This window comes from Georhizobium profundi (assembly GCF_003952725.1).
Lineage (GTDB): Bacteria > Pseudomonadota > Alphaproteobacteria > Rhizobiales > Rhizobiaceae > Georhizobium > Georhizobium profundi.
The window spans coordinates 1616153-1632760 of sequence record NZ_CP032509.1; the positions used below are offsets into that span (position 1 = coordinate 1616153).

At 63.6% G+C, this 16608-nt stretch carries 14 protein-coding genes; 7 read left to right on the forward strand and 7 right to left on the reverse strand.

Annotation, left to right across the window (positions count from 1 at the left end):
• Nucleotides 1–4 precede the first annotated feature (4 nt).
• Genes D5400_RS07515 through D5400_RS07530 form a run of 4 tightly spaced genes read right to left on the reverse strand, consistent with a single transcriptional unit; the run spans nt 5 to nt 6837 of the window.
• A complete protein-coding gene (locus tag D5400_RS07515; RefSeq protein ID WP_126009133.1) occupies nt 5–2062 on the reverse strand; it encodes a hypothetical protein in 2058 nt (685 codons plus the stop codon).
• Between the two features lie 13 nt (nt 2063–2075).
• Nucleotides 2076–4889: a DUF4159 domain-containing protein gene (locus D5400_RS07520; protein WP_126009136.1), complete on the reverse strand. Its 2814-nt coding sequence runs from the start codon at nt 4887–4889 to the stop codon at nt 2076–2078.
• Nucleotides 4889–5806: a DUF58 domain-containing protein gene (locus D5400_RS07525; RefSeq protein ID WP_126009138.1), complete on the reverse strand. Its 918-nt coding sequence runs from the start codon at nt 5804–5806 to the stop codon at nt 4889–4891. The genes D5400_RS07520 and D5400_RS07525 overlap by 1 nt, the downstream gene beginning before the upstream one ends.
• A gap of 14 nt (nt 5807–5820) precedes the next feature.
• Nucleotides 5821–6837: an AAA family ATPase gene (locus D5400_RS07530; RefSeq protein ID WP_126009140.1), complete on the reverse strand. Its 1017-nt coding sequence runs from the start codon at nt 6835–6837 to the stop codon at nt 5821–5823.
• A gap of 213 nt (nt 6838–7050) precedes the next feature.
• Here D5400_RS07530 and D5400_RS07535 point away from each other — a divergent pair, with 213 nt between their 5' ends.
• The 3 genes from D5400_RS07535 to D5400_RS07545 are packed head-to-tail and all read left to right on the forward strand — an operon-like array spanning nt 7051 to nt 9622.
• Nucleotides 7051–7656, forward strand: coding sequence for a DUF1285 domain-containing protein (locus tag D5400_RS07535; RefSeq protein ID WP_164527820.1), 606 nt, complete (start codon nt 7051–7053; stop codon nt 7654–7656).
• A gap of 8 nt (nt 7657–7664) precedes the next feature.
• The gene (locus D5400_RS07540; RefSeq protein WP_126009144.1) at nt 7665–8324 is read left to right on the forward strand and encodes a CoA pyrophosphatase; all 660 of its coding nucleotides are present in this window, start codon (nt 7665–7667) and stop codon (nt 8322–8324) included.
• The gene (locus tag D5400_RS07545) at nt 8321–9622 is read left to right on the forward strand and encodes a CCA tRNA nucleotidyltransferase (RefSeq protein WP_126009146.1); all 1302 of its coding nucleotides are present in this window, start codon (nt 8321–8323) and stop codon (nt 9620–9622) included. The genes D5400_RS07540 and D5400_RS07545 overlap by 4 nt, the downstream gene beginning before the upstream one ends.
• Here the strand turns inward: D5400_RS07545 and D5400_RS07550 are convergent, their stop codons facing one another.
• Complete coding sequence (locus D5400_RS07550) at nt 9623–9817, reverse strand: DUF1059 domain-containing protein (protein ID WP_126009148.1); 195 nt, start codon at nt 9815–9817, stop codon at nt 9623–9625.
• 86 nt (nt 9818–9903) lie between these two features.
• Nucleotides 9904–10815, reverse strand: coding sequence for an oxygen-dependent coproporphyrinogen oxidase (hemF, locus tag D5400_RS07555; protein WP_126009150.1), 912 nt, complete (start codon nt 10813–10815; stop codon nt 9904–9906).
• A gap of 167 nt (nt 10816–10982) precedes the next feature.
• On the opposite strand from hemF, the gene D5400_RS07560 reads away from it, so the two are divergent.
• On the forward strand, nt 10983–11243 hold the full coding sequence (locus D5400_RS07560; RefSeq protein ID WP_126012931.1) for a hypothetical protein: 261 nt from the start codon (nt 10983–10985) through the stop codon (nt 11241–11243).
• A gap of 24 nt (nt 11244–11267) precedes the next feature.
• On the opposite strand, the gene D5400_RS07565 is transcribed toward D5400_RS07560, so the two are convergent.
• Nucleotides 11268–11738, reverse strand: a complete 471-nt coding sequence (locus tag D5400_RS07565) for a tRNA (cytidine(34)-2'-O)-methyltransferase (protein WP_126009152.1) — start codon at nt 11736–11738, stop codon at nt 11268–11270.
• 257 nt (nt 11739–11995) lie between these two features.
• Here D5400_RS07565 and D5400_RS07570 point away from each other — a divergent pair, with 257 nt between their 5' ends.
• The 3 genes from D5400_RS07570 to petA all read left to right on the forward strand — a co-directional run bounded on the left by D5400_RS07570 (nt 11996) and on the right by petA (nt 16602).
• Nucleotides 11996–13849 (forward strand): ABC transporter ATP-binding protein, encoded by a 1854-nt coding sequence (locus tag D5400_RS07570; protein ID WP_126009154.1) that lies wholly within the window; start codon nt 11996–11998, stop codon nt 13847–13849.
• Between the two features lie 66 nt (nt 13850–13915).
• Nucleotides 13916–15781 (forward strand): ABC transporter ATP-binding protein, encoded by a 1866-nt coding sequence (locus D5400_RS07575; RefSeq protein WP_126009156.1) that lies wholly within the window; start codon nt 13916–13918, stop codon nt 15779–15781.
• A gap of 245 nt (nt 15782–16026) precedes the next feature.
• Nucleotides 16027–16602, forward strand: a complete 576-nt coding sequence (petA, locus tag D5400_RS07580; RefSeq protein WP_126009158.1) for a ubiquinol-cytochrome c reductase iron-sulfur subunit — start codon at nt 16027–16029, stop codon at nt 16600–16602.
• Nucleotides 16603–16608: the final 6 nt, after the last annotated feature.

The following is a 16608-nucleotide window of genomic DNA, read 5'->3' on the forward strand; positions in this document are numbered from 1 at the left end:
GCGATCAGCGGCCTTCGCGATACCAGGTCGAACCGAGTGCCAGGAGCAGCAGCGCCAAGCCCAGGAAGCCCGAGAAGAGCGGAATGCGGTTGACCCCGATCAGGACTGTCTCGTCCGTCACCCTGAGCGGCATGCGGCCGGAGCCGGTATCGCGCACGGCGCCACGCACCGGAAGGATGGTCGGAAGCTCGTTGCCGGAGACGCGGGTGACCGACCCGCCGGTCTCGCGGGCGATCGGCTGAAGCAAGCCTTCCGTCGAGACGGTGGCGCGGAACTCCGGTGCGTCGATCGCACCGATATGGGCAAGTGCCGTCAGATCGCCATTCGCCACTTCGAACAGGCCGACCTCTTTGGTCTCAAGCTCGGCGCGGAACAGACCTTCCTCGGCCTGCGAGAGGGCGAGATCGATCACTTCTCCCGCCGGTGTCGTCACGGAGGCCGGCCCTGGCTCGTCGCCCATGGTCTGGCGCTCGACGATGAGCATGCGGCCGCGCGCGCGCGCCGTCAAAGCCTCTTCTTCGAGCGATGGCTCCTTCATCAGCCAATGCGCGACACGGCGATAGAGATCGACATGCGGGCCGCCGCCTTCGAAGCCGCGCGCCCACAGCCAGCCATGGTCGGAGAGCAGCATGGCGACCCGGCCTTCGCCTGTCCGGTCGAGGACGAGAAGCGGCGATCCGTCGGGACCATCGAGCACCGTATTGCCTTGTGGAGCATCCACCTCGACGGCGCGGAACCAGCGGCCCCAGGACGGCGGTTCCTGCTCGCTGCCCGGCAGGTCGCGCGTCACCGGGTGCTTGCGACCATCTTCCGAAAGGCGCGGGAAAAAGCCGACATCGTTCACTTCGCCGGTTGGCATGGCAGGCAGGACGGGCGCCAGCGGTGTCGTCGCGATCGACTGCGAGCCCGCGTGTTCGGGTCCGGCAGCGATCAGAAGCGCACCGCCTGCTTCGACATATTGGGCGATGTAATCGTAATAGAGCACCGGCAACACGCCGCGCCGCTGGTAGCGATCGAACACGATCAGATCGAATTCGTTGATCTTCTCCACGAACAGTTCGCGCGTCGGAAAAGCGATCAGCGACAACTCGTTGATCGGCGTACCGTCCTGCTTTTCCGGCGGCCGCAGAATGGTGAAATGAACGAGGTCGACGGAGGCGTCCGACTTCAGCAGGTTGCGCCATGCGCGCTCACCGGAATGCGGCTCTCCGGAAACGAGCAGAACGCGCAGGTTTTCCCGAATGCCTTCCAGTTCCATCACGGCGCGGTTGTTGGCCGGTGTGATTTCGTCGTCGAGCACACCCACCTCGAATTCGAGGATGTTCTTGCCACCCCGCGGGACTTCGAAACTCAGACGCTCTTCATTGCCGACCGTCACGGGCCCGCTGGCGATGTCTTCGCCGTTCAATCGCACCGAAACGGAGGCTGGTTCGCTCGATGGCTGGCCATCGTCGATGACGCGGTAGCGCACCGTCTGCTCTTCGCCGACGATGCCGAACCGCGGGGTCTCGATCAACTGGATCCGCCGATCCACTTCGTCCGGATGGCCGGTGACGAGCGCGTGGATCGGCGCATCGAAACCAAGGGCTGCGGCGTTGTCGGGAATGTCGTGAACCTGGCCGTCGGTGATCAGGATCGCGCCGGCAAAGCGGGATGTGGGGACATCCTGGATCGATGAGGAGAGGGCCTCGAACAACCGGGTCGACGGCACTTCTTCATTCTCGTCGGTGCGGCTTTCGACAACGCGAACATCAAAGCGGCTCTGGCGCTCGAGCCGTTCGATCAGTTGCTGCAGCGTGTCATCGGTTTGCTCGGTGCGCTCGAGCGAGTTCTGGCTCTGGCTGCGATCGACCACGACGCTGACCACGCTTTGCAGCGGCTCGCGCTCTTCCTGGTAGAGCACGGGATTGACGAGTGCCATCAACAGGGCCGCGAGCGCACCCACGCGCAGGATGCGACCGCGTGCGCCCTGCACAATGAGGCCAACTGCCACCAGCACGGCGCCGAGCGCCAGGGCGACGAGGGCGTAGAAGGGCAGCAACGGGGCGAAATCGAGTGTCATGGGACGGGGCGCCTCACTGGCCGAGCCGCTCAAGCAGGGCGGGAACGTGCACCTGGTCGGTCTTGTAGTTGCCGGTCAGCATGTACATCATGATGTTGACGCCGGTCCGGTAGGCAAATTCGCGCTGGGCGGGGTCCGCCGGAACCGTCGGATAGATCGGCACGCCATTGGTGTCGATCGCCCACGCGCCGGCCAGATCGTTGCCGGTGATGATGACCGAGGTCACGCCATCGGCGGATGTCATCGTGCGCGTTTCACCGGCTTGCGGCAATTGCTCGATCCACATTTCGCCGCCGCGGTACCGGCCCGGAAAATCCGGAAGCAGATAGAACGCCTTCGTCAGCACGTGATCTTCCGGCACGGGCTCGAGCGGCGGTATGTCGAGGTCGGCCATGATGGCCCGCAGGCGGTCGGTCTCCGGGCTTGCTGCATTGCCGAGGCCGGAGAACTGATCGCGGGTATCGAAAAGAACGGTTCCGCCGGCCTTCATATAGGCGTCGATGCGGCTGATGGCCTGCGCGCTCGGCATTGGCGCGCTGGCGCTGACGGGCCAGTAGATCAGCGGGAAGAAGGCTAACTGGTCGGTTTCTATATCGAGACCTGCCGGAGCGCCTGGTTCGAGCGACGTTCGGTAGGCCAGGAACTCGGCGAGCCCGGCAAGGCCGCGCTCGGAAATACGGTCGACCTCATCCTCGCCGGTCAGCACATAGCCGATCCGGGTGGTGTTGAGCTGTTCCAGGATAATGTCGTCGCCGGCGCGCGTATCATCCGTCTGCGCTCTCGCATCAGGTGTCAGCGTCAGCGACACTGCAAATATAGCGACCATGCCAGCTGCCGCGCGGCCGAGTGCAGGCGATCCGATCCGCAGACGCCGTGCAAAGCCAGCCATGAAAAGAACGACGGCGCTATCGACGAGCAGGAGGATCATCGCGGCGGTGAAGAGATGCGGGCGCAGCGACACGGCATTGTCTGTCCCGTAGCCTGTCCGCGTTGCGGAAACGGCGTCCGGCCAGGCGACAGGTTCGAGCGCATCGCGTCCGTCCATCAGGTTGAGCGCGATGAAGCCATCCTCGGTGCCGTAAAGACCGGGCGGATTTTCCGGGCTGACTGTGGGCGCTTCGTTCGAGAGCACGAGTGGGCGGGCTTCGCCCGATGGCGCGACCAATTGGCCGGCAGCGTCGAGCAATCGATAGGGCGGCAGGGATGCCTGTTCGCCCGCGCTGCCACCGGCCGGCTGGCCGCCAGCACTGGACAGCATGACCGTCCGGCGCAGCATCTCGACGAAATCGCCGGAGATCGGCAGGTTCGACCAGGTCGCTTCGGCAGTGACATGGAACAGCACCGTGCGACCCTCGCCGATCTGGCGGGTGGTGACGAGCGGCGTGCCGTCTTCCAGGCTCGCCCAAGTATTGGCGGAAAGCTCGGGGGAGGGCTGCGCGAGCACCTGCCGGTTGACGACGATGTTTTCGGGCGGCGGCATTCCGGCAAAGGGGCCCTGATCCGGATAGGGTGCAAGGTTTTGCGGCTCCGTCCATGACAGGGCGCCGCCGAGCGCGCGCTCGCCCTGACGCAGCGTCACGGGGATAAGGGGGTCGTTTTCGTCCGCGCCGGCAAGCCGCGGTCCGGCGAAGCGCAGGAGCAGGCCACCGTCTTCCACCCACTCGGTCAGCGGGCCGTAGACATCGTCCGGCAGGGTGCCGATGTCGGCCATGACGATGACCGACGGGTTGGTCTCGATGAGCTCGGGAATGGCAACCGACAGTTCCGGATCGCGGGGTCGCACGATGTCGGCAAAGGGTTCGAGCGCGCGTTCGATGTAATAGAGCGGGGCGAGCAGCGGCTGTGCCAGATCAGCGGAGGCGCCCGAAAGCAGGGCCACGCGCCGGCGGCGGAAGCTGTCGTCGAGCAGATAGGCGGAGCCGGCGCTGCGGATCCCCGGGATCGCGAAGCGCGCGAAATCATTGCGGAGTTCGAACGGCGCCCGGATAGAGCCGGTGCCCGTGGTCTCGCCATCCGCGAAATCGATGCTGCCCTCGGCAATCGCGCGGCCCTGGATGTCGTGAGCATTGAAGGGATAGCTCACAGCTCCGCCACCGACCGGCCGCTCAGCTTCGACGACGAAGGCGTCGGCGCCATTCTCGGCATCGACGAGCGCGACGGCATCGGGTCCGTCTTCGAAGAGCAGGACCGACGCCGCACCGATCGCTTCCAACTGTGCGGAAAGTCGGTCTGTCTCTTCCCCGTCGGACGTAACGCCATCGCTCAGGATCGCCAAAGTGCCGGGCGCAGTGCCACCGAGCGTGTCCGCCACAGCTGCAAGCGTGCGGGCACGGTCGCCATGCTGGGGCAGGGCGCTTGCAGCCTGCAAGCGCTCGAGTGCCTGGGCGGCCGAGCGGGGGGTCGCGTCATGGGTCGCGTCGGCGGTGAAGACGAGCGAGACCGGAATTTCGCTTTCCTCAGCGTCGGTGATCAGCCGGGATGCAACCGCGACGCGGTCTTCCCAATCGGCGGCGGTCGCCCAGCCATTGTCCATGACGATCAGCAGCGGCCCCTCGGTCGATATGCTGTTTTCCCGCGGATTGAGGATCGGATCGGCAAGCGCCATAATGATGAAGCCGGCGATGGCAAGCCGCAGAAGCGTTAGCCACCACGGGCTTTTCGACGGCGTTTCTTCGCGCTTCATCACGCGCGCGAGAATCTTGAGCGGCGGGAAGATCTCAGCCTGGGGGCGCGGCGGCGTCAGGCGCAGCAACCACCAGATGACCGGCAGGGCGAGCAGGCCGAAAAGCACGAGCGGCGCGGAAAAGGCGAGCGGCAGACCGAGCATCAGCCAGCCCTCGCCAAAGTCGTCGCGGGCATGCCGGAAAGGTGCATGTGCAGAGCGACGAGCGCCTCCGATGCGGGCCTGTCCGTGCGGTGGGTCGTGAAGCTCCACCCCAGGCGTCTGAGCGCGCCACCCAGGACTTCCCGTCGTGCCAGATAGGCGTTGCGGTACTCTTCGCCGGCCGTTTCCGCGCGCCCCAGCGTCAGCTTGCCGCCGGTCTCCGGATCAACGAATTCCGTTCGTCCGGCATAGGGGAATATCTCTTCCACCGGATCGCAGACTTCCAGCACATGGCCGCGGATGCCGCGCTTTGCCAGCGGCGCGAGCGTTGCCAGCACATCTTCAGGCGGATCGAGGAAGTCGCTGACGACGACGATGTCGTTGCGGGCGGTGATGCGGGTGAGATTGGGAAGAGCCGTGCTTGGCGGTGCCAGCACCAATGCGCCCGCCAGCCGTTCGGCCGCATTGCGTGCCGCGACCGGCTCCATCGCGCCGGGATAGGCGATGCGTTCACCAGACCGCGACAGTATCTCCGCCAGCGCCAGCACGACGACGAGCGCGCGGCTTTCCTTGGAGACCTGACCCAGATCCGATTTGAACATCATCGAAGCGGATGCGTCGGCCCAGAGCCACAGCGTGTGCGCGGCTTCCCATTCGCGGTCGCGCAGATAGGTGTGGTCGTCGCGCGCGGAACGGCGCCAATCGATGCGCGACAGGCTTTCACCGGGAGCGTAGGGGCGAAACTGCCAGAAATTTTCGCCGATGCCCCTGCGGCGGCGGCCGTGCCAGCCGGCGATGACGCTGTTGGAAACCCGGCGCGCTTCAACGAGGCAATCCGGCACAAGCGCAGCGCGCTGGCGCGCACGCGAGAGCGCCTCGCTGCTCGATGTGGGTTGAACCGTTTTTCCGAGGGCTGCCATCAGGATCGCTTCGCTTACCGCCTCGCTTTTGATTTCACGAGATCGGCGATCACGTCGCGCAGGCTCATGCCTTCCGCGCGCGCTGCAAAGGACAAGGCCATGCGGTGTTGCAGCACCGGTTCGGCCAGCGCGTCGACATCGTCGATCGAAGGTGCAAGCCTGCCATCGTAGAGAGCTCGGGCACGGGCGCAAAGCATCAGCGCCTGGCCGGCACGGGGGCCGGGGCCCCAGGCGACATGCCGGTCGGTGGCCTCGTTGCCATTGCCGGGCCGGGCCGCTCGCACGAGCGAAAGGATGGCGTCGACCACGGTTTCGCTCACCGGCATCTGGCGGATGAGCGCCTGAATCTCCTGAAGACGCGCCGCATCGAGCACCGCCGACGCATCGCTCTCACGTACACCTGTGGTCTCGAGCAGGATCTGGCGCTCGGCTTCGAGCTCGGGATAGCGCACGTCCACCTGCATCAGGAACCGGTCGAGCTGTGCCTCGGGCAGGGGGTAAGTGCCTTCCTGCTCGAGCGGGTTCTGGGTCGCGAGCACGTGGAACGGGGCAGGCAGATCGTTGCGCTCGCCGGCGACGGTCACGTGATATTCTTGCATCGCCTGCAACAGAGCCGACTGGGTGCGGGGCGAGGCACGGTTGATTTCGTCTGCCATCAGAAGCTGCGTGAAGACAGGGCCGCGCACGAAGCGGAAGGAGCGCTTGCCGCTGTCATCCTGGTCCATGACCTCCGAGCCGATGATGTCGGACGGCATGAGGTCGGGCGTGAACTGGATGCGGTTGGCATTGAGACCGAGCACGGTGCCCAGCGTCACGACAAGCTTGGTCTTGGCCAGCCCAGGAACGCCGACGAGCAGCGCGTGACCGCCTGAGAGAATCGCGAGCAGCGTTTGCTCGACCACGCTGTCCTGGCCGAAGATGACCTTGGCGACTTCCGCGCGAATGCGGGCGATGTCTTCCAGTGCCTGCTCGGCGGAGCGAACGATCGCCTTTTCATCCAGCGGCGTGGCGGTCGGTTGCATGGCGCCCATTGGGTCGAGGCCCTTTCGATCGGTTGCTGACGGAGCTCTGGCGAACGGCCGGAACGCTTCTCTCGTTCGTCCCGCATCAAGGATCAGGTGACCGCATGAGGGGATCGAAGCCAAGCTTATTCCGACGCCCTTCGCTGGCAAGCATGTTTTGAATAACTATCTGGTGAGTTAGCGGGCAAGCTGGACGGAACAATGGCAGGAAGCAGAGCAGATATGACGCAGCACGACCCGGCCAAATCCGACAAGGGCGAGAGCGATCTTGCGGCTTTGATAAGTCGGGCTGTCACCGGACGTGGCCTGCCGCCTGTCGAGACGTGGAATCCGGATCATTGCGGCGATATCGACATGCGCATTGCCGCCGACGGTACCTGGTTCTACCAGGGCACGCCGATTGGCCGGGAGCGGCTCGTGCGCCTCTTTTCCACGGTCCTTCGCAAGGATGAGGACGGGCAGACCTATCTTGTCACGCCTGTGGAAAAGGTTGTCGTGCATGTCGAAGATGCCCCTTTTCTCGCGGTCGAGATGAGCGCGACCATGCGCGATGGACACGAAGTGCTGACGTTCCGCACCAATGTCGGCGATCTGATCGAAGCTGGGCCCGAGCATCCGATCCGATTCGAGGCCACCGAACCCGATGGCGCGCTGAAGCCCTATCTACATGTGCGGGGACGGCTGGAAGCGCTCGTCACCCGGGCCTTGACCTACGACCTCGTCGAACGCGCCGTGACGGAAGACGTGAATGGAAAGGCGACTGTTTGCCTGCGATCGGCCGGCGCCGTCTTTCCGATCATGCCCGCCGACGATCTCGCAGCCGGGTGACATTGACGATGCGTTTCGATGATCCGGCGGGGCTGCATCGCTTCAGCGCCGAAACCTTCCGGCAGCGCGCGGCCCATCACCAGCGCAGCGCAGCCGAAATCGCAGACGCGTTCCGCCACCATGGCGACCATGCCCTGAACCCGGATCTCGCAGATCAGCTCGAGGCGGTTGCGCGACGCGATGCGGCCGTTTTGATACCGGTGATCGATGATGGCGCGGCCGATGCGCGCCTCATCCTTACGCAGCGGGCGGGAAGCCTGCGCCAACACTCCGGACAGGTCGCGTTTCCGGGCGGCAAGATCGATCCGGAGGATGGCTCGCCCGAAGCGGCTGCCATACGCGAAGCGCAGGAAGAGATCGCGCTCGATCCTGCCTTCGTCACACCTGTCGGTCAGTTGCCGCCTTATCTCACCATGTCGGGTTTCAGGATCATGCCGGTTCTGGCGGTCGTGAAGCCGGGATATTCGCTCGTTCCCAATCCGGATGAAGTGGCCGAGGTCTTCGAGGTGCCGCTTTCTTTCCTTATGACCCCTGAGAATCACATTCGCGAAAGTCGGGTGTGGCAGGGGCGCGAACGCCATTATTACACAATGCCGTATGAGAATCGGTTCATCTGGGGGGTGACCGCGGGGATTTTGCGGATGCTCTATGAGAGGCTTTACGGATGACGACGGACGTTACGGGGGATGTGGCTTCCAGCGCTGAAACATTGCGCGAGGCGCCGTGGTTCAAGGCTGCCGGGGTTCAACGCGTTCTCGATCTCTTGAACGACGAAGCCGCCGATACGCGGATCGTCGGCGGGGCGGTGCGCAATGCGCTGATGGGGCTGCCGGTCGTCGATATCGATCTGGCCACGAACCTGAAGCCGGAGGAGGTCATCGCACGGGCAGAGACGGCGAAGATCAAGTCTCTGCCGACCGGTATCGAGCACGGCACGGTCACGCTGGTCGTGGACGGCCAGACCTTCGAAGTGACGACGCTGCGCACGGACGTCGAAACCGATGGGCGACGCGCCGTCGTTGCTTTCGGCACCGACTGGGCCGAGGATGCCGCCAGACGCGATTTCACGATCAACGCGCTCTATCTCGATCGCAATGGGGAGCTTGTCGACCTGGTCGACGGGCTTGCCGATATCGAGACGAAGACGGTCCGTTTCATCGGCGATGCCGATTTGCGGATAACCGAAGATTATCTGCGCATTTTGCGGTTTTTCCGCTTCTTTGCTCATTTTGGCGGGGGGCGGCCGGATGCCGATGGGATCCGTGCGGCTGCGCGCCACAAGGAAGGAATCGCGAAACTGTCGGCCGAGCGGGTTTGGGCGGAACTCAAGAAGCTCCTTGCTGCCCGCGATCCATCCCGTGCGCTGTTGTGGATGCGTCAATCGGGCGTTTTGACGGAAGTTCTGCCGGAAACCGAAAAGTGGGGGATCGATTCGATCCATGGTCTCGTCCACGCCGAGGAGGCGTTCGGCTGGGAGCCAGATCCGCTCCTGCGGCTGCTCGCGATCGTGCCGCCGGACGAAGCCCGGCTGGACGCGATGGCCAAGCGGTTGAAGATGTCGCGCGCCGAGGCGCGGCGACTACAGGCCTATGCGCGGGCTGAAGATCCGGCCCATGGGGCAACGGACGTCGTTTTCCACAAGCATGCCTACCGCGCGAGTGGACCCGCCTTGATGGATCGGCTCAAGCTCAAGCTGGCTTCGGCCCGGATGCGGGCGCGGTCGGAAACGGGCGCCCTTGCGGAGGCCGCCGGTTACGCGCGGCTGATCGAGCGCCTTGGAAAGTGGCAGCGGCCGGTCTTTCCGATCAGCGGAAAGGACCTGTCGGATCTTGGTCTGAAGCAGGGGCCGAAGCTCGGTGCGCTGCTGTCGGATCTCGAAGAGGCCTGGATTTCCAGCAATTTCATCATGACGCGCGACGACCTCCTTTCGAAGGCCGCCGCGCGGATCGCTGAAAAGGAGAGCTGATCAGCTTGCCTGACGGCTCGCTGGTCCGTCTTCTATCCGCTGCTTGATGGCGTCGACCATGGATTCGCGAATGACGGTTTCGCCGTGTGTCGTGCGCAGGTGGTCGACGGCGCGGCGCACGACTTCCGCTTCTTCATCAGCGCTCGTTTGCCAGGAACAGCCAGGCACGAGCGATCCGCACTGGAACGTCTTCATGATCGTTTCCTCCTCTGTCCGGAACTTGAAGACTACCAGCAAAACGCGCTGGCGCCCAATTTGTTCGTGACGGAGGATGATCGCGACTAGGGCCAGCGCACCACCGGAGGCAGGGAGGACAGGATGGAATCGACGTTTCCGCCGGTCTTCAAGCCAAAGATCGTGCCACGGTCGTAGAGCAGGTTGAATTCGACGTAACGGCCGCGGCGCACGAGCTGTTCGTCGCGGTCTTCTTCCGTCCAGCCCTCGTTGAAATTGGCGCGCACCAGCTTGGGATAGACGATCGCGAAAGCGCGGCCGACATCCTGCACAAAGGCGAAATCGGCGTCCCAGCCGCCTTTCTCCTCGCTGGAGCGCAGCCAGTCGAAGAAGATCCCGCCAATGCCGCGCGGTTCGTTGCGGTGCTTGAGGTGGAAATATTCCTCGCACCAGGCCTTGTAGCGCGGATAGTCGGCAACCTTGTGCCTGTTGCACGCAATTTCCATCGCCCGGTGGAAGAGCTGGGTGTCGGGATCGTCCTGCGTGCGACGGCGGTCGAGCACGGGGGTGAGATCGGCGCCGCCACCGAACCACTGACTCGATGTCACGACCATGCGGGTGTTCATGTGCACGGCAGGCACATTCGGGTTGACCGGGTGCACGATCAGCGAAATGCCTGATGCCCAGAAGCGCGGGTCTTCCTCTGCGCCGGGGATCTGGCTGCGAAATTCGGGTGAAAACTCGCCGAAAACGGTCGATGTGTGGACACCGGCTTTTTCGAACACGCGGCCGTTGAGGAGCGACATGACGCCGCCACCGCCCGCACCGTCATCGCGGCTCCAGGGTGTCTGGACGAACCGACCCGGCTCCTGGTCGGAGAGGGGACCCTGAACTTCATCCTCCAGCGTTTCGAAGGCGGCGACGATCGTGTCGCGCAGCGTTTCGAACCAGGCGCGTGCGCGCACCTTCTTGCCTTCGATGTCATCTGGATGTGTGGCCGGAAGGTCCGGTCGTTCCATAGCTCAATGCCCCCGTGCGGGCGGCCCGTTCCGCCCAATCCGCAGTTTGCCCGGCAAGCCGCGATTTGCAACCTGCTTGGCGTGGCTTCGCCGCGACGATTCGACTCGCTTTCGCCAATACCGATGTCTATCTTTTGATGATCAGGACTGGAAGCCGCGAGGACATGATGGTTCGTCGACAGCCGCAGCCCCCTATGGAGGGCCTGCGCAGGCAGATCAGCAAGGGGCGGCGCGAAGGCGCCACGGGCTCCACGTCAACCTTCGTGCGCGAAACCTTCGTGCTGCCGCGCATGGCTGCTCGCGCCAAGGCCCGCGAATGGCTCGATACCTGGCCAAAGGCCGCCTACTGGACGGAAATCGAAACCTGGCGGCAGCTTCCCGACGACCGGATCGAGTTCACCATGCGGCGATTGCCGACCGCCGACTGATCTTCGCCTCTTTGGCCTTCATTCCTATGTGACGGCGAATGCACCCGTCTGCCTGAGGGCCTCGCCGGCAACCATCGCTGTCGAGATCGCAAGATTAAGCGATCGCATGCCGGGATGCATCGGTATGAGAATCCGGGCGTCCGCGAGCGCGTGAACATCGTCCGGAACGCCGGCGCTTTCGCGGCCGAACAGCAGGACATCGCTCGGGTCGAACCGGAAGTTCGTGTAGCCGACGGCGCCTTTCGTGGTCGCCAGCACGAGACGCCGCTTCTCTTGCGCCCGCCACGCTTCGAAATGGTCAAAATTGATATGGCGCACGAGCGCCGCCTGCGCCGCATAATCCATGCCGGCGCGTTTCAGAGCCTTGTCCGAGAGATCGAATCCGGCGGGCTCGATGATGTGGACCGACAGGCCAAGACACGCCGCCATACGCAGGATCGTCCCCGCGTTCCCAGGGATGTCAGGCTGAAAAAGGGCGAGTGAAAGGCTATGCATGCCGTGCCGCTATGCCAGTGTCACACTGTGCTGGCAATGGGATGCCTGAGACGGCCGCGGTCGGTCTGGCGAAATCTGCATCGGCGCACTATCTGGCTGAAACATTCCTCTTGCCCCATCGGCGATCTCCCGCGCACGGCCGGGACCGAGTTCGACGGTGCCATTCCGAAGACAGTGTTCGCACCGTGTCGTCTGCCAGATCGCCTTTTGCGAGGCATTCTCCAGTGCCTGCTGGACCCATATTGAAAGATGTCTTGATGTTTTCGTGGTTCGAACGCCGTCTCAATCCCTATCCAGAGGCTGATCCGGAGCGTCCACCGCAGGGTTTCGTGGCGTTTTGCTGGCATTATTCAAAGGATGCCGCGCCTTATCTCATCGCCATGGCGTGCCTGACCGCGTTGATCGCGATCGGCGAAGTTTTGCTCTTCGGCTTCCTCGGCTCGATCGTCGACTGGCTGGCGACTGCCGAGCCTGAGGGCTTCCTTCAGCGCGAGGGCTGGACGCTGTTAGCCATGGGCGCGCTGGTCCTGGTCGGCCTGCCCACGGTCGTTCTCCTGCAATCGGTGCTCATCCACCAGACGCTGCTCGGCAACTATCCGATGATCGCGCGCTGGCAGATGCACCGCTATCTTCTGCGCCAGAGCCTGACCTTCTTCGCCAACGAGTTTGCGGGCCGCGTCGCCACGAAGGTGATGCAGACCTCGCTCGCGGTGCGTGAGACGGTGATGAAGATGCTGGACGTCTTCGTCTATGTTTCGGTCTACTTCATCTCGATGATCGTGATGATCGCCGCGGCGGATGTCCGGCTGGCGATCCCGCTGGTCTTCTGGTTGATCATCTATGTGTCGCTCGTCGTCTATTTCGTGCCGCGCATGCGGGCGGTCTCCAGCGTCCAGGCCGACGCCCGCTCGATGATGACGGGGCGGGTGGTCGACAGCTACACCAACATCTCGACCGTCAAGCTCTTCTCCCATGCCGGCCGTGAAGAAGCTTACGCGCGTGAAAGCATGGACAACTTCCTGGGAACGGTTCATCGGCAGATGCGCCTGGTGACCATGTTCCAGGTCCTGATCTACGTGAACAACGCGATCCTTGTCTTTGCGGTGGCTGCGCTTTCGATCGGCCTGTGGCTCGGCAATGCCGTCTCCGTCGGCGCGATTGCCGTTGCGATCGGTCTCGCGCTGCGCATGAACGGCATGTCGCAGTGGATCATGTGGGAAGTTTCCGCGCTCTTCGAGAATATCGGCGTCGTCATCGATGGCATGGACATGATGGCGAAGGAGCGGGATGTCGTCGACAAACCGAATGCGAAGCCGCTGCAGACGCGGAAGGGGCGCATCGATTTCGACGGCATCCGCTTCCATTACGGCAAGGACAACGGCGTCATCGAGAACCTGACCCTGTCGATCGCCGCCGGCGAGAAGATCGGCCTGGTGGGCCGTTCGGGTGCCGGCAAGACAACGCTGATCAACCTTCTGCTGCGGTTCTACGACGTGGAGGCGGGCCGTGTGCTCATCGATGGACATGATGTTTCTGACGTTACGCAGGACAGCCTGCGATCCCATATCGGCGTGGTGACGCAGGATACCTCGCTGCTGCACCGGTCCATTCGCGACAACATCGCTTATGGTAAGCCGAAAGCGAGCGATGCGGAGATCATTGAGGCGGCGAAGCGCGCCAATGCCTGGGGTTTCATTTCGGAACTGAGCGACCAGCAGGGTCGGACCGGGCTCGACGCACATGTAGGCGAGCGGGGCGTGAAACTGTCGGGCGGCCAGCGGCAGCGCATCGCGATCGCACGCGTGTTTCTGAAGGATGCGCCGATCCTGGTACTCGACGAGGCGACGTCCGCGCTCGATTCCGAGGTGGAAGCCGCGATCCAGGAGAACCTGTTCGACCTGATGGAGGGCAAGACGGTCATCGCGATCGCCCACCGCCTGTCAACGATCGCGGAGATGGATCGGCTCGTTGTGCTCGACGAAGGCCGGATCGTCGAGACTGGCACGCATGGCGAGCTGGCGGGGCGCGGAGGTCTCTATTCGGACCTGTGGTCGCGCCAGTCCGGCGGGTTCATCTCGACCGAACCCCGACAGGACGAAGCGGCCGAATAGCCATTCCTCAGGCAAAGGCACGTTCCCACGATTGCGGGAGCGTGCCAGCGCATTATATGCGGGTCGATGGTCAAGCGCATTTTCCGGCTGTTCGAAGGCTGGGTGGATCCCTTTCGCGAAACGCAGAACCTCCAGCCGCCCTCCAGCGTGCTGGCCTTTATCTGGTTTTATATCCGCCAGGCGCGCTGGCCCTTCTTCGCCATGCTGGTGCTTGGCGGCCTCGTCGCCCTGCTGGAAGCGGCGCTCTTCTATTTCGTCGGCCGGATCGTCGATCTGCTCGACACGGTCGAGCGTGCCAGCGGCTGGGACGGTCTAATCGCCATACATGGTCCCGAACTGCTCTTCATGCTGTTCGTCATCGTCGTGGCCCGCTTCGTGATCACCGCGCTTGCGGCGCTCGTCGAAGAGCAGACCATCGTGCCAGGGTTTTACAATCTCGTGCGCTGGCAGGCCTATTCGCATGTGGCGCGCCAAAGCCTCAGCTTCTTCCAGAACGATTTTGCAGGCCGTGTGGTCACCAAAGTGTGGCAAGCGGGGCAGGCGACCGGCGATTTCATGGTCAGCCTGCTGCAGGTCGTCTGGTTCGTGATCATTTATACTGCGACGACCATGGCGCTGATCGCGCAGCTCGATTGGCGGCTTTCCGCCATGGTCGGGCTCTGGATCGCAGCGTTTTGCGGGCTTGCCTATTTTTTCGTGCCGCGCATCCGCCGCTGGGCGCGGGCGTCCGCCGAGGCGTCGTCGATGCTGAACGGCCGGCTCGTCGACAGCTACCAGAACATGCAGACGCTGAAACTCTTTGCCCGGGAAGACGAAAACGACCGCTATATCCGTGACGGTTTCGACCGCTTCATCGCGGCCATCATCCCGTTTACGCGAAACCTGACGGCGGTTCGCGCGACACTCGCGCTTCTGTCGGGCCTGATGATCGCGATGATCGGTGCCTTTTCGGTCCACCTCTGGTTGACGGGTGCCGTAACCAGCGGCGCGGTCGCCTTTACCATGGCGCTCGTCTTGCGGCTGAACATGCTGCTCGGCCGCATGATGACGCAGCTGAACGGCCTGATGCGCAATTTCGGCACGATCCAGAATTCGGCCGAACTGGTGGCCCAGCCGATCGGTCTCGTCGACCACGCCGGGGCGGAGACGCTCACCGTCCATCGACCGAGCATCGCGTTCGAGAACGTCACCTTCCACTATGGCAAGGGCTCGGGCGTCATCGACAATCTGTCGCTGACGATCAAGCCCGGCGAAAAGGTGGGCGTCATCGGCCGGTCCGGTGCCGGCAAATCCACGCTGGTCAGCCTTTTGCTCAGGTTCTTCGATCTGGAGGGCGGCCGCATCCTGATCGATGGCCAGGACATCGCAAAGGTGACCCAGGAAAGCTTGCGGGCACTGATCGGCATGGTCACGCAGGACACATCGCTGCTGCATCGCTCGATCCGCGACAATATTCGCTTCGGACGTCCGGATGCGGACGACGCCCTGTTGCTGAAGGCCGCGGAGCGCGCAGAGGCGGCGGGCTTTATCGGCAAGCTCGAAGATGCCAGGGGGCGCACCGGTTTCGACGCGCATGTGGGCGAGCGCGGGGTGAAGCTTTCGGGCGGCCAGCGACAGAGGATCGCGATCGCGCGCGTGATGCTCAAGGACGCACCGATCCTCATCCTCGACGAGGCGACGTCGGCACTCGATTCCGAGGTGGAAGCCGCGATCCAGGACAATCTGGCGCGCCTGATGGAAGGTAAGACGGTGATTGCGATCGCGCACCGCCTGTCCACGATCGCGGCGATGGATCGGCTGATCGTCATGGACGAAGGCCGGATCATCGAAGACGGCACGCACAAGGAGCTCGTCGCGCGCGGCGGCCTCTATGCGGACCTCTGGTCGCGCCAGTCGGGTGGCTTCATCGCAGGAGACATGGCAGCGGAATAGGGCCACTGTTGCCACATTGTGGCGTTCGGACCGCAAAGAGCTTGTGGAACCTCAGCGTGCGGGCGCGACAATCTGCCCATATGACTGTGACGAGACTGGACATAATTTGACTGTGAGCATAGAACGCGCCCAATTGACGGGCGATCGGCGAGGGCTGTCGCGCGGGGGAATTGTCTCCTGTTCCACAGGCCGCAGCCGCGTTGCTGCGACGTCCGCCATGATCATGCGCAAAGGATGTTTGAGCCGTGAGCGAACACGAAACGACAGCAGACCTCAGCGGTGAGCCCACCCGCCGGGACTTTCTTTATCTGACGACGGGCATGGTAGGTGTCGTCGGTGCGGCGGCAGTCGCCTGGCCGTTCATCGACCAGATGCGCCCAGACGCATCGACCCTCGCCCTCGCTTCGATCGATGTCGACGTTTCCGGCGTTCAGCCCGGCATGTCGCTGACGGTTCAGTGGCGCGGACGCCCGGTCTTCATTCGCAACCGTACGGAAGAAGAAGTCGCCGAAGCCCAGGCCGTCGAGCTTTCCGATCTGAAGGATCCGACGTCGCAGAACGAAAATGCGCCTTCCGAGCCTGCCACCGATCTCTACCGTTCCGCCGGTGAAGGCCGCGAGAACTGGATCGTGATGATCGGTTCGTGCACGCATCTCGGTTGCGTGCCGCTCGGTCAGGCAGGCGATTTCGGTGGCTGGTTCTGCCCATGCCACGGCTCGCACTACGATACCGCGGGCCGCATCCGTACCGGTCCTGCGCCGCTCAATCTGCCGATTCCCCCCTATACATTCGCATCCGACACGATGATCACGATCGGCTGAGGCGAG